Annotated in this window: 11 protein-coding genes; 3 read left to right on the top strand and 8 right to left on the bottom strand. The window is 33.3% G+C overall.

Going from position 1 to position 14,076, the window contains the following annotated elements:
• Positions 1 to 9 precede the first annotated feature (9 nt).
• The 7 genes from ACNO7W_RS01750 to ACNO7W_RS01720 all read right to left on the bottom strand — a co-directional run bounded on the left by ACNO7W_RS01750 (position 10) and on the right by ACNO7W_RS01720 (position 9,760).
• Positions 10 to 633, bottom strand: coding sequence for a nucleotidyltransferase family protein (locus ACNO7W_RS01750; RefSeq protein WP_417936767.1), 624 nt, complete (start codon positions 631 to 633; stop codon positions 10 to 12).
• Entirely contained in the window at positions 608 to 1,780 is a 1,173-nt protein-coding gene (locus tag ACNO7W_RS01745; RefSeq protein WP_417936766.1) for an XdhC family protein, read from the bottom strand. The genes ACNO7W_RS01750 and ACNO7W_RS01745 overlap by 26 nt, the downstream gene beginning before the upstream one ends.
• 30 nt (positions 1,781 to 1,810) lie before the next feature.
• Complete coding sequence (locus ACNO7W_RS01740) at positions 1,811 to 3,958, bottom strand: molybdopterin cofactor-binding domain-containing protein (RefSeq protein WP_417936765.1); 2,148 nt, start codon at positions 3,956 to 3,958, stop codon at positions 1,811 to 1,813.
• Between the two features lie 57 nt (positions 3,959 to 4,015).
• Positions 4,016 to 4,441, bottom strand: coding sequence for a c-type cytochrome (locus tag ACNO7W_RS01735; protein ID WP_417936764.1), 426 nt, complete (start codon positions 4,439 to 4,441; stop codon positions 4,016 to 4,018).
• A gap of 18 nt (positions 4,442 to 4,459) precedes the next feature.
• A complete protein-coding gene (locus ACNO7W_RS01730) occupies positions 4,460 to 6,610 on the bottom strand; it encodes a molybdopterin cofactor-binding domain-containing protein (protein WP_417936763.1) in 2,151 nt (716 codons plus the stop codon).
• A 31-nt stretch (positions 6,611 to 6,641) separates the two neighbouring features.
• A complete protein-coding gene (locus ACNO7W_RS01725; protein ID WP_417936762.1) occupies positions 6,642 to 7,112 on the bottom strand; it encodes a (2Fe-2S)-binding protein in 471 nt (156 codons plus the stop codon).
• A gap of 434 nt (positions 7,113 to 7,546) precedes the next feature.
• The gene (locus tag ACNO7W_RS01720; RefSeq protein WP_417936761.1) at positions 7,547 to 9,760 is read right to left on the bottom strand and encodes a DUF5916 domain-containing protein; all 2,214 of its coding nucleotides are present in this window, start codon (positions 9,758 to 9,760) and stop codon (positions 7,547 to 7,549) included.
• A gap of 107 nt (positions 9,761 to 9,867) precedes the next feature.
• Here ACNO7W_RS01720 and ACNO7W_RS01715 point away from each other — a divergent pair, with 107 nt between their 5' ends.
• The 3 genes from ACNO7W_RS01715 to ACNO7W_RS01705 all read left to right on the top strand — a co-directional run bounded on the left by ACNO7W_RS01715 (position 9,868) and on the right by ACNO7W_RS01705 (position 12,291).
• Positions 9,868 to 10,983 carry a sensor histidine kinase gene (locus ACNO7W_RS01715; RefSeq protein WP_218043697.1) on the top strand — a complete coding sequence of 372 codons (1,116 nt, stop codon included), beginning with the start codon at positions 9,868 to 9,870 and terminating at the stop codon, positions 10,981 to 10,983.
• Positions 10,984 to 11,682 carry a LytR/AlgR family response regulator transcription factor gene (locus ACNO7W_RS01710; protein ID WP_417936760.1) on the top strand — a complete coding sequence of 233 codons (699 nt, stop codon included), beginning with the start codon at positions 10,984 to 10,986 and terminating at the stop codon, positions 11,680 to 11,682.
• A 270-nt stretch (positions 11,683 to 11,952) separates the two neighbouring features.
• Positions 11,953 to 12,291, top strand: a complete 339-nt coding sequence (locus ACNO7W_RS01705) for a DHCW motif cupin fold protein (protein ID WP_143386381.1) — start codon at positions 11,953 to 11,955, stop codon at positions 12,289 to 12,291.
• Positions 12,292 to 12,575: 284 nt separating this feature from the next.
• Here the strand turns inward: ACNO7W_RS01705 and ACNO7W_RS01700 are convergent, their stop codons facing one another.
• The gene (locus ACNO7W_RS01700) at positions 12,576 to 14,036 is read right to left on the bottom strand and encodes an aminoacyl-histidine dipeptidase (RefSeq protein ID WP_143386379.1); all 1,461 of its coding nucleotides are present in this window, start codon (positions 14,034 to 14,036) and stop codon (positions 12,576 to 12,578) included.
• Positions 14,037 to 14,076 lie beyond the last annotated feature (40 nt).

The following is a 14,076-nucleotide window of genomic DNA, read 5'->3' as shown; positions in this document are numbered from 1 at the left end:
CTAACATATTTATTTTTTTTCGTTGATTAAGTTTTCATAATCTTCTAATGTATCAATATCTACGACTCCTTTATCAAAAAATACGGTAGCTACATCCTGTTTCCTTTTTTTGATAATTTTTTTCGCACCAATATCTCCTTTAAGCAGCATAAGTTCTGGAAATACAGTTTTGTGAAAAAGTGCTGGAGTTCCCATAATACCTGCGTAAGAACAGGCTGAAATAGGTAATCCAGATTTGTTTTGAGAATCAATTAATTGGTCTATATGCTGATTGTTTATGTGGGGTTGATCACCAACAAGTATAATGACACCATCAACATGAGGATACATTTCATTCATTGAATTAAGGCCTTTTAGTAAGGAACTAGCCATGCCTTCTTTCCAATTTTCATTGATTACAATATCAAGTCCCGGAACATCAAGATTAGCTTGAATCAAATCGGCATTTGCACCCAAAACTGCAATTACGGGATATAACTTTGATTGACAAGCAATCTTAGAAACATGTGTTATGAGTGTCATACCATCAAATTCAAGTAATTGTTTGGGTTTCCCCATTCGACTACTTGAACCTGCTGCTAATATTATTATTCCACATTGCTTTATATTATAACTCATTACAAACTTTGACATCTTTTATTTGAATATCTAATGAGCCTCTTGAATGAATGACTTCGTTTTTCATTTTTAGCATGCCGCCCATTTTTCCAGCCAACACCGATTGAATCTCTGCTATAATACTAAGCGCAATTTCTTCAGGTGTTTCAGCTCCAATATCTAAACCGGTTGGACTGTAAATAGTTGAAATTTTATCTTGACTTAATTCAAAGACATCTTGTTGAAAATCAGAAAGCATTTTATCAAATTTCTTTTTAGGACCCAAAATTCCAATATAAGGAAGTGAAGAACTGCTTAATGATTTAAGCATTTGTAAATCACATCTATAACTATGTGTAACTAAAACAAAAAAAGTACGATTATGAACAGGAATATAGTCTAATGCTACATCGGGAGTGCAAACTACTATTTGTGATGCGCTTGGAAATCGTTCTTTATTTGCATGTGTACTTCTTCGGTCTATAATTCTAAAATCCCAACCTAAAATATCTGCAAATTTCATTAATGGAATAGCATCGTTTCCGGCACCTAAAACAACAAGTGAAATTGGAGGTTGAATGAATTCAAAAAAAGCGGTTGTGTTTATTTGTTCAAATTGATATTGTTTAAATTCTGATCGTTCATTTTTTAAAGCAATACTTGAATCATTTAAAATATATTCTTTAAAACATAAAAGAGGAATATCTCCAGAAATAGTTCCATTTTCTTCAAGCAACAAACAAGTGCCATATTGATTATTTTGATTGTTGTTTAAATCAAATAAAGTGACAATAACTGCATTTTGTTGATTGGCTAAAGCTTTACGTAATAATTCAATTGGATTATCGATTTTATCAGAATCGATGTATTCAAACAAAACTTGTATAATCCCATCGCACCCTAAATGGATCCCCATCTCTGAATCATCTGCTTTTGAAGTATCGTAAGTAAAAAGGGTGTGTTTTTGTTCAGAAATAGCAAACAACGCTTTTTTTAGTGCATCACCCTCTAAACAACCACCACTTATAGCACCTGTAATCCTTCCATCATCATTTACTAACATTCTTGCTCCGGGTCTTCTGTAAGAGGAACCATCTAAATGAACTACAGTTACTAGAGCTGATTTTTTATTTTCTTGATTTGCAACGTCGTATGCTTTTATTATTTCTTGAAGTTCTTTCATTTGAAAATTAGTAAGATTAAAAATAAATACTTAGAATAAATTAAGATCGAAAGGCATTTTTCTAATGCGTTTACCAGTAATTGAAAATATAGCATTTGCCAATGCAGGTGCGAAAGGAGGTAAGCCTGGTTCGCCTACGCCTTTTATCTTTCCGCCATCTGCAAGAATATGTACTTCAATTTCTGGCGTTTCATGGATACGTATCAATGGACTATCGTTAAAATTACTTTGCTTTATTTTTCCATTTTCAATAGTAATTCCAGGCTTTATAGCCGCTGTTAATGCCATGACTATAGCACCTTCAACTTGATTTTTAACGTTATCGGGGTTAACCACTTCTCCTAAGTCAATTACCGCAATAACTTTATCAATTTTAATGGAATTATCTTCGGCAATAGATACTTCAACTACATGAGCACATAATCCTGCAAAGAATCCCCATTGCGCAACTCCTCTACCTTTTCCTTTTGGCAACGATTTATCCCAATTGGAGACTTCCTTTAATTTCAATAAAACTCTTTTAGTATCTGATTCTTTGCTTAGCATTTGTAATCTGAAATCAAAAGGGTCTTTATTGATTTTATGTGCTAATTCATCAACAAAACACTCATGGGCAAAAGCGACTGTAGAACTGGTTACAGACCTCCACGCTGCTACAGGTACATGAAAATCGGCATAAACATACGAAGTTTTTATATTGGGAATTTCGTAAGCCTGTTCTCCAATTCCTTCCACCATAATCGCATCGACTTTTGATTTATCGAAGCTTGAACCTACTGAATCAAAATAAGATGGACTTATAACTTTGTGTTGAAAACTAATTAATTCTCCTTCTTTTGAGAAACCGCCTTTCAACTGTGAGAAAGTCATAGGACGTAATGCACTATGTTGTGTGGTATCTTCTCTCGACCAAATTACCTTTACTGGTTGGGCTATTTGCTTTGCTATATTCACAGCTTCTATAACATAATCGGTATACAGTCTTCTACCAAATCCTCCTCCAATAAATTTTGAATGTAACTTAATATTCTCGGGTTTTATTCCAATTTGACTATGAAGGTCATTTGGTCCTGAACCAGTAATTGCACTAGGAACCTGAGTAGATGTCCATATTTCGAGCATGTCGCCATTTACATGTGCTATACAATTCATCGGTTCGAGCGTATGGTGAGCCACCATAGGTGTTTCGTAAAATGATTCAATTGCATTCTCAGGTTCAATTTTAATGCTTTCTACATTTCCGATATTCTTATCAATTACGCCTGCCTCTTTGGAAAGGTTTCGCAACTTATTCTCGTAATCGGATAAATTAAAATTTTCATATCCATGGGTGTCCCATTCCACTTTTAATACTTTACGACCTTGAAGGGCAGACCAGTATGATTGTGCAATAACAGCAACTCCCGAATAATTATACTTTCCAACGATTCTTTTCGCTTCCACAACTTTAATAACTCCAGGTACTTTTAAGGTCGCAGCCGCATCAAAACTTTTTAAAGTCCCACCTATTACTGGAGATCTATATACAGTAGCATATACCATATTAGGTAATTCTACATCGATTCCATACTCAGCCTTTCCAGAAACCTTCAATGGGATATCTGGTCGTTGAATTGATTTACCGATGATCTTAAAATCACTTTTATTTTTAAGCTTTGGTTCTTTAGGAAGCTCTAATTTAGATGCCTCTTCAATTAATTCTCCGTAAGAAAAAGATTTATCTGATTTGCTGGAATATACTTTACCATTTTCTGCATAACAAGACTCAATTCCAATTCCCCATTTAATACTGGCAGCCTTAATGAGCATCTCTTTTGCAGCAGCTCCAATTTTTCTATATTCATTATAATTACCTCTAATAGAAGAACTTCCTCCAGCTGCTTGACCACTACCAAATTGTTTTTCACCACTAGTTTGAACAATAGTTATTTCATCAAGCGAAACTTCTAATTCTTCTGCTATAAGAGCTGGAATAGATTGAAAAGTACCTTGACCCATTTCAGGCTTAGTGTTGAAAATTGTTATTTTACCGCTTTTCTCTATCTTTATAAAAGGAGTAAAATTACTAGGTGCATCTATAATAAAAGCTGTGTTTGTAAAACCATTAGAAGTAGCTCCTAACCATAATGCTAAACTTGCTTTACCTGTATTTTTAATAAATTGACGTCTTGACACCATTCAGTAAGTATTTATAATTTATAAATTCTTTTATGCAACTAATTAAAATGTAACGAGTTAATATGCGTGATAGTCCTTTGAAGTAGCTTTTTTAGCTTGTTGTATTTCAGCTGGTAAAACTGCCTTAGCTTCATTTCCCCATGAATTTCTGACATAGTTTAAAACATCAGACACTTGTTTATCTGTTAATTTATTACCTGGCATTTCTCCATCATAATTTACACCATTAACTACAATTGGTCCACGTAATCCAGTTGAAATAACTTTTACTAATCGATTTTTATCCCTTAAATAATCTGATTTTGCTAATGGTGGAAAAAACCCTTCTATACCATTTCCGTCTTCCATGTGACATGATGCACATTGAGTATTATAGATAGATTTACCGCGCGAGATACTTCCTTTTAAATCAAAATTTTGATTAAATGATTGAAGCGCTAATGTGAATAATAAAACAATTAATATTGAGAAACCTATTTTCATTTTGATATAATTTTAAAATTAAACTTTTGTTAATTCGAAAGGAAGCTTTCTAATACGTTTTCCAGTCAAATCAAATATTGCATTTGTTAAAGCCGGTGCAAACGGAGGTAATCCAGGTTCTCCAACACCTCCGGCATCCGAATCGTTTTCCATTATATGTACTTCAATTGGAGGGATATCTGATATACGGGGCATTTTATAATTGTTGAAATTATTTTGAACCGTTTTACCTTCTTTGAAAGTAATTTCATGAATTGTTGCAGCACCTAATGCCATAACAATACTTCCTTCCACTTGCGCTTTAATTATATCAGGATTTACATACCATCCACAATCAATTACCGCCCAAACTTGATCAATTTGAAGTTGATTTTCTATATTTTTGGAAACTTTCACAATTTGACCAACTGTGCTACCAAAACATTCCGTTATAGCAACACCATATCCTTTACTTTTATTTTTCCACCCTGAAACCTCTTCCAATTTATCAAGTAAATTACGGCTCCTTTCATCTTTAAGATAGGTTCTTCTAAACGCTATTGGATCTTTCCCTGATTCAACTGCCAACTCATCCATAAAACTTTCATACGCGAAACCATTTGTAGAAGCATATACAGAACGCCACCACATAGTAGGAATTGGTGTTTCAAAAGGAATATCAACAATACTTAAATTCTTGATGTTATCTAAGTATGGCTTTAAAAATCCCTCTGTTGAACTTCTGTTAGCTACATCCTTTGCTCCACCTCTCCAATGATTATTGTTTTGACCTGCAATTGATACTTTAAAAGCGCTTATTTCATTATCTGAAACCACCCCTTGACAACGATATGAAACTCCAGGTCTGTAAGGCCCTTGCGTCACATCATCTTCTCTAGACCAAATAACCTGAACTGGCGCCCCGATTTCTTTGGAAATCATAGTAGCTTCATGTGGATAATCCATAAAAGCTTTTCTACCAAATCCACCTCCGAGGAAAGTCATATTAACAATAACTTTTTCCCTTGCGATGCCTAATTCTTTACTGATGTAATCTTGAACCCATTCAGGAGCTTGTATAGGTCCCCATATTTCTACTTTATCTTTTTGATAATGTGCTATACAATTCAATGGCTCCATACAACTATGGGACTGATAAGGCGTTGTATACACTACATCTATTTTCTTTTCTGCTGATTGTATAATTGAATTTGGGTCTCCTTGTGAAAGAAACGAAAGTCCCTCTTCTTTTTGAAGTGCTTCATCCATTCGACGATAAATATCATCTGTACTCAAATGTTCAAATCCGGTATCGTCCCAGTCCACTTTTAATGCTTTTTTCCCTTTCATGGCAGCCCAAACAGAATCAGCAACAACTGCTACACCCTCTCTGAACGTATTGAAAACGCCCATTCGAACCACAAAAACCTGTTTTACGCCTGGAATTTTGCGAGTTTCCGAATCATCAAAACTCTTTACCTTATCACGAAGTCTAGGATTTCGTTCGACCATTGCATAAAGCATTCCTGGTATCACTTTATCTATACCAAAAACGGCTGTACCATTTATTTTCAAAGGCGTGTCTTGTCTTTGAAGTGGCTTTCTAATTAATTTATATTCTGATGTTTTTTTTAATATTACATTCTTTGGTATATTAAGTTTTGATGCATCTAAGACTAATTCACCGTAGTGTAATTTTTTACCGCTTAGTTTGTGAAATACACTGCCGTCTTCCGCATAACAATCAGATTCAAGAGCTCCCCATTTATTGCTTGCTGCTTTGATTAACATTACACGAGCAGTAGCACTAAGGTTCAATAGGTTTTTATACGACCCTCTAATACTGGAACTACCTCCTGTAATTTGATTTCCATACTTCACATTATCGCCTGGAGCGAAAACTATGTTTACTTTATCAAGATCCACATGAAGTTCTTCAGCAATTATTTGAGGTATCGATTGATATACTCCTTGTCCCATTTCGGCTCTATGACTATAGAGTGTCACTTTACCTGAAACATCAATATATATCCATGAATTAAGCTCAATTCCGCGATTCTCAGCATCAATAGCTGTGATTAATTCCGCTTCTTTAGCGTCAGCAGGTAAATAATACCCTAATGTAAGTGCGACTCCTGTTAAACCAGATAGTTTTAAGAATTTTCTTCTTGAGATATTGTCTACTTTCATAAAGCAATTATTAGTATGAAATAATTAAATATTACTCTTTTGAAGGTTTGGTTTCTGATGCTTTTTGGATAGCACGTTTTATACGCGGATAGGTTCCACATCTACAGATATGACCCTGCATTGCTGCATCAATGTCTGCTTCAGTAGGAGAAGCATTTTTGGATAATAATGTTGCGGCAGCCATAATTTGGCCCGATTGACAATACCCACATTGAGGGACTTGTTCTTCTATCCAAGCTTTTTGAACCGGATGCGAGTTATCTTCTGATAATCCTTCTATGGTAGTTATATTTTTATTTGCAACTGCAACAACGGGTAAAGAACAGGATCGAACTGGTTGACCGTTTAAATGAACCGTACACGCACCACATTGTGCGATTCCACAACCGTATTTAGTCCCTTTTAAACCAACAAAATCTCTGATTGCCCAAAGAAGTGGCATTTGAGGATCTACATCGACTGGATAATCTTTTCCATTAATTTTGAGATTAATTATTGCCATATTATATTGTTTTTTAAGTAAATGAAACGCATGACATTTGTCAATGCAAGATAATTTATTATATAATTTTAAATTTATAAAAATCAAACAAAAAAATACAAAAATCAAGCAATTATAAAATTCATATTTTAATAAATAGGCCCATAGGGTTTTCATTGTTGCTTGATTTACAAGCTATAAAAAAAAGAAGAAGAAAAACTTAACTAAAATAATGCGGACACAAAAAGAGACAAACCTAACTCTCTAACTCCTTTTATCTTTCCACTATAAGCAATTTAAGTCTTTAAACTAATTTAGAACTTTTGCTAAGTGAGAATTCCGTTAATTAACTTAAAGATAAATGTTTTTTCTATTTCTTGTTAATTTAAAATTTCGGCACTCTTTTTTGGTTACTAATTGCATTTTTTATATTCTTTTACATTTTCAACCTTCTTCTATAGATTAAACCAATAAGAAAGTTTTAAATTAACAGAGCGATAAGTAGGGCCAAATTCACGTGTATAATAATTATCGTTGTAAACCAAAAACAGGTCTGATAGTGGTGCAAATCGCCATTGTAATCTGGAGTTAATACCTAAATTACTTTTTTGATTACTATATTGAACAAGTGTCGACCAAAACAAAGACTTGGAAAAAGTAAGGTCAAATTTTGGACTAATCAAAATAATGTCCGCTTTTGAATATGGAGCAGGTAAATCAATTCTATCGTAGTTAGCAACTAAGCTAATCAAAGCCTTCGGCATGATTCTTAAGTTTGCTGTACCACTAAATGAATAACTTTTTCCATTAAAAAATTGCCCAACGGTTGCGGAACTTTGGAAGGTAATCATACTTGAATTTTTAGAAGTAAACGATACATTAAATTGATTAAATGTATAATCCATATTACCAGGTAAAGGTGTTGCTCCAGGAGTCCTTGTTGGATCAAAATCACCAGTAAGAAAGACATTATTCCACATGTAACCGAAACTCAATATTGACTGATTTCTGAATTCGATATCTTGAGTTAGCCATATAATATGGTCTGTTTTCTTAAAATCCATTTGTGGCTTAAAAAACATTAAATTCATGATTCTTGGCGTGTACTTATTAACGACTCCACCTTTGGCATAAAAAGTTCTTGCAAATCCAGTTCCTGATTTAAAAATATCATTTCTTGGAATAAAACCTAAGTCTGCTCTAAAATCTTTATCTACATATACCCAGTCACTAATAATGTTGTATTTTCTGGTATTATAAATCATAACTGCTTGAGAAGACAAATTACCGCTAACATCTCCAGGTTGAAAGGATTTGTGTAGATAAGCCTTTCCCGTCCAGGTATTATCTGCCGAAGCTAAATTATAGTCCATTCCTATCACTCGGTTGTATTTATCATTAGCCAATTGATAATCATAATTACCAAATGTTTGGCGGTTAACAAAGAATACCCCAACATTGGAACGACTAAACAGCTTGCGTTGCAAAGCAAACATGGAATTATTGTTTGAACCGATTCTATTAGCCGGGTCATCAGCAGTTTGTAAACTCAACAGACCCACTCGCCAGTTTTGATCAATTTTTCCGCTTAAACGCACACCACCTAAAATTTTATTTTCGATGGTTCTGCCCAAAGAATCACGAACAATTCCAATTCTCCTTGAGAAAAATGGTTTCGCATCATTGTAGGTGTTTCCAAAATTGGCAAAAAGATCACCATTATCAATAAAAAATTGTCTTTTTTCTGGCAACGATAATTCGAATCGGGTAATATTCGTTACAATATTATCCACTTCTACATTAGAAAAATCAGGATTAGCAGTGATATCCAAATTAAGGCCATTACCAATTGCTATTTTTGCATCTGCTCCAAAAGCAAAATTATTGCCTGTTACATTATTCGAAAAATCTTTAGATGTTACAGCATTCATATATGGAATAACATAGATTGGAGGGCGATTTTTACCTAAAGGTTTTTCAAAATGCATTTCCCCTAAAAATGCCAAATTAACCAATAATTGATTTTGAGGTACTCTGGACCACGCACTTTGTTCATTAGTTTGTAAATCCCAACGGTAGGCCTGAAAACGCCACGTTTGCCCACCTTCCTTAAATTTCAATGAACTAAAAGGAATAGCAATTTCCAAAACATAATAGTTTTCATAGGTTTTACCTTCGGATTGCCACTTAATATCCCAAGTTGAATTAAGGGCGTCTGTGGAAGAAGAACCACCTCCCGAAACTAAAGATTCTCTTTGTACTCCATAAGGATTCACACTAAACATGAAGGCATTTGTAGCATCATTAAAAGTGTCAAAAATTAAGGAAACATTATCATTAGTTGAGCCACTAAAATCTCTTCTTAATGAGTTAACAATAAATTTTCCATCCTTACTTTCAGCCCGAATCCCAATATACAAAGTAGTTTCATTGTATGTCATTCGGACTTCGGTTTTATTATTAGACTTTAAAGAATCTGTTGGGAAAAATTGCCAAAAATCAGATGCTAAATCTGTACTTTGCCAAACGGGTTCATCTAAAACTCCGTCAAGATTAATTTTTTCGGTTGAATATTTAACAAAAATACTTCTCTTTGATTGCTGGGCGGAAAGTTGATTGTGAAATATAAAAATTAAAAAGGTAATAATTAAAAGGTGGTTTGGTTTCATGCTTTTTATTTCAAAAATAATAGTTCATTGTATACTATTTTTTTTTATTAGCTCAATGACTAATTTTTTAGACGAACATATTAAAAAAAAGTTGTTCATCTAAAAAGTTGGGAGTTAGTCTAAAAAATGAATTAATTGAAATCAAAATAGGTTATATTATATACCTTTATTTAAAAAAAATTATGTTTAGTAAAGGTGGAGTTATTAAGTTCAATATTATTTTTTGGAGCTTATTATTCTTATATAAATGGATAGGGATTGGTGCATTGAGTAATGAATACGAAAAGTATTTTGTTTACTCCATATTCCATATTCCTGTTGCTTTTTTAACAGCAACCTTAACCTTTCATATCGTATTTGAAAAATTGCATGACACAAAAAACAAAGTCGTTTTTTGGTCTTATATAATAGCTATTGCTCTGTTTTTTGTTTTTGCTAAAAGAGCATTTAGCTATTTCTATTTTGAACCAAACTATCTTCCTAAAGATGAATTTGACGAAAATTTCTTTTCGATTCCTAAGCTCTTATTAGAATTGGTAAGTTTGTATTTAATGGTAGGTATGTATGGAATGTTTTACTTTATAAAGCATTGGTCTAATCAAAGACAGGTTCTTGATGCTCTAAATAGAGAAAAAGTAAAGTCAGAATTGGATTTATTGAAATACCAAGTTCATCCACACTTCTTATTTAACATGTTAAATAATATTTACTCGACGGCTATTTTAAAAAGCCCTGAGACTGCAAGCCAAATACTTCATCTTTCTAATTTTATTGAATACAACTTATACCATTCAAAAAAAGAACTAGTCCCTTTGAATGAAGAATTTGATTATTTGGAAAATTTTATTGAATTACATAAAATTCGTTTAGGTGATAAACTAAATGTTGAAATAAACTTACCTAAGAACTCTGAAGAACTTTTTATTCAGCCGTTACTATTACTGCCATTAATAGAAAATAGTATCAAACATGGGGTAAATAACTCTATCAAGAAATCTTGGATAAAAATTGAAATTGATATCAATGAGGAACTTAAGGAATTGAGTTTTAAAATATCAAATAGTGTTGAGGAACCATCAATTACGAATATAAATTCTGAAAAAGGTGGAATGGGATTAGAAAACCTAAAAAGACAATTAAAACTTTACTATCCAGAGAGACATCTTTTGAATATCTTAAAAGAAGATGGACTTTATATGGTGGTCCTTAAAATAATATATTAAATGTATAAATGCCTGATAATTGATGATGAAGTGCCTGCAAGAGCACTAATTGCAAATCATCTATCTAATTTGCCCGATTTTGAAATTATCAATTCATTTGATAACGCCATAGAAGCTTTTGTTTTTTTACAACAAAATGAGGTTGACCTAATTTTCTTGGATGTACAAATGCCACGCATGAGTGGGTTAGAATTACTTAAGTCTTTAAACAAAAAACCAAAAGTAATTTTAACCACTGCATATAGAGATTATGCTGTTGAAGGTTTTGAATTAGAAGTATTTGATTATTTACTAAAACCTATAAGTCAAGAACGATTTTTAAAATCAATTTCTCGATTTATTAATTCGGAATCAAATATGAATCAATTGCCTAATGTTGAGGCACAAAACGAACTGTTTATTTCTCTGAAAGTAGGGAAAGAAAATAAACAAGTAAATGTAAACAACATCTATTTTATTGAGGGCTTGAAGGATTATATAAAAATCGCTACAACGGAAGGAATCCTTGTTGTATATGAAAGACTAAGAACAATGGAAAAGATTTTACCCGAGAGTCGTTTTTTTAGAATACATAAGTCCTTCATTGTTGCCAAAGAACAAATTACTAACTGGAATACTAATAGTGTTACTGTAAACAACAGGAATATCCCTATTGGAAGAACCTATAAAAATGATTTTTTAGAGAGAGTTAAATATTAATTTTTTAAACATGATAAAAAAATTGATTTAAAAATTAACCACAAAATCCATCATTTAGAGGCAGACGAAAACATCCCTTTTTAACGCAAAAAGGAGAGTTTAATTCGTAAGAAAATTAATTCATAATCTGACCCCGAGTTCAAATCTCTATCTCGCTACCAAATCAAAACTCAAAGTTCTTTCATTTTTAATTATTTTTTGTAGTTACGAGTGGAAAACACTTAAATTTGAATTTTAGCCAAAATTTTATTAATCCAATAAACAAAATCCATGTCTAACATACCTTTCCAAGCCATCAATTGGGACAAAATAGAAAGAACAGAACATAGAGGAGAAACGGGAACTGCCTATTGGCAAACCATACAATTAGGTGGGTTACGAATCCGAAAAGTTATTTATTCAGAAAATTATGTGGCAGATCATTGGTGCCAAAAAGGACATATTGTGCATTGTCTGGAAGGTGATTTTATTAGCGAAATGGAGACTGGAGAACAAACAAATCTGTCTAAAGGGATGACTTATGTCGTTTCTGATGATTTAAGTTCTCATCGCTCTATAGCTGCTAATGGTGTTGAATTATTAATCATCGACGGGGATTTTTTAAAATAATATTTAAAACAAATCAAAATATTATATACATTTACTTACATCAAAAATTAAAAACAAAATCTAAATACCTATATCATGGCAAAAAGTCAAGACGCAAAGAAAACTTTGAAAAAAGAACCTCTGAAAACTGCAAAGGAAAAGAAAGAAGAAAAAAGAGAAAAGAAAAACAGTCCTAAAAGAGACTAAAATTTAGTGTTCAGTATTCAGTTGTTTAGTGGTCAGTATTTATAACTGAACACTTCTTTTTAAACTGAACACTGAACACTTTTTTCAATAGCTGAATACTATTTTACTGGAATATTAGCTAAAATTTCCAATACAAATTTCCAGAATTTCTGAGAAGAAGAAATACTTGCTCTTTCATCCGGAGAATGCGCTCCGTGAATGGTTGGTCCAAAAGAAATCATATCCATTTCAGGATAATTAGTTCCCAGAATCCCACATTCCAATCCTGCGTGACAAGCCACAACTTTTGGTTTCTCGTTATTTTGTTTCTCGTAAATAGCAACCAGAACGTCTAGAATCTCCGAATTTACATTTGGAGTCCAACCTGGATAAGAACCTGAAAGTTCTACTTCACAACCTACTAATTCAAAAGCAGAACGCAAAGAATTAGCCAAATCATATTTAGACGTTTCTACAGAAGAACGGGTCAAACATCCTATTGAAATTTCACCATCTTTGATGATTACTCTGGCAATATTATTAGAAGTCTCTACCAGATTTTCCATATCGGCACTCATTCGATACACTCCGTTGTGTGCTGCATAAATCGCTCTGATAATTCCTTCCTGAACACCTAAATCCATTACTTTTTTCGGCAAATCGCATTTCACGATTTCGATAGTTAAGTTAGGTTCAGTAGTTTTAAATTCGTTTTTGATATCGTTGATGATTTCTTGCATATCAAAAATATAAGCTTCATCAAACATTTCGGAAATAATTACTTTAGCAACACTTTCTCTGGGAATAGCGTTACGCAAACTTCCTCCGTTGATTTCTGCCACTTGTAAACCGAAGTTTTCAAAAGCATCAAATAATAAACGGTTCATTATTTTATTGGCATTACCCAAACCTTTATGGATATCCATTCCGGAATGCCCGCCGTTCAATCCTTTTACCGTAATAATATGTCCAACAGAACCTTCTGGAACTTCCTCTTCGTGATAACTTCTTGTAGCCGTTACATCGATTCCTCCAGCACAACCAATGTCGATTTCATTATCTTCTTCGGTATCTAAATTCAAAAGTATTTGACCTTTAAGAATGCCTCCTTTTAAGTTCAAAGCTCCAGTCATTCCAGTTTCTTCGTCAATGGTAAACAAAGCTTCAATGGCAGGATGCGGAATGTCCTTGCTTTCCAGAATTGCCATAATTGTGGCAACTCCAAGACCGTTATCAGCACCAAGAGTTGTTCCTCTTGCGCGAACCCAGTCTCCATCCACATACATGTCGATTCCTTGTGTATCAAAATCAAAAACGGTATCGGTATTTTTTTGATGCACCATATCCAAATGGCCTTGAAGCACAATCGCTTTACGATTTTCCATTCCTGGAGTAGCCGGCTTGCGAATAATTACATTTCGTATTTCATCTTCAAAAGTTTCCAATCCCAGACTATTTCCGAAATTTTTCATAAACTCAATCACACGTTCTTCTTTTTTAGAAGGACGAGGCACTGCGTTCAAATCGGCAAACTTATTCCAAAGTGCTTTGGGTTCCAGATTTCTTATTTCTTGGCTCATTTATTTTTGTTTGAGGTTTAACATTTACAAGCCCCAAAGT

This window comes from Flavobacterium sp. ZB4R12, assembly GCF_048276375.1.
GTDB classification, from domain to species: domain Bacteria; phylum Bacteroidota; class Bacteroidia; order Flavobacteriales; family Flavobacteriaceae; genus Flavobacterium; species Flavobacterium gawalongense.
This window is presented reverse-complemented; position numbering and strand designations above follow the sequence as displayed.